Raw genomic sequence first — 323 nt, 5'->3', positions numbered from 1 at the left:
CCGACTTTTGTCTGGTCGGATGTAGAGAAGGAAATCGGGCAGCGTGTTCGGGAAAACCTGCTGGTTGAGGCATGGACGACCCGTGCCCGCGAGGAACAGGTTACGCGCGAGAAAGCAGAGCTGGCCCGTCTGCAGGCAAAGCATGGCGGAACAGTGATGGCAGCGGATGCACCCGTGCCCACCGTGCAACTCGGGCTGCTCTAGCCCTGGGCCATGCGCCAGGAGCCATGTCCGTCGAGGCACCGGCCCAGGAACACCAGTGCGGCACGCGGATATTTTCGGATTTCCAGAACGCTGCCGGTGGGTACCTCCATGTGGTAGGC

General features: G+C 62.5%; 1 pseudogene. It reads left to right on the top strand.

From position 1 onward, the window contains the following. Nucleotides 1–204, top strand: a pseudogene (locus B7449_RS18030) (hypothetical protein); the annotation flags it as partial. Nucleotides 205–323: the final 119 nt, after the last annotated feature.

Source organism: Komagataeibacter intermedius TF2 (assembly GCF_000964425.1).
Lineage (GTDB): Bacteria > Pseudomonadota > Alphaproteobacteria > Acetobacterales > Acetobacteraceae > Komagataeibacter > Komagataeibacter intermedius.
This window is presented reverse-complemented; position numbering and strand designations above follow the sequence as displayed.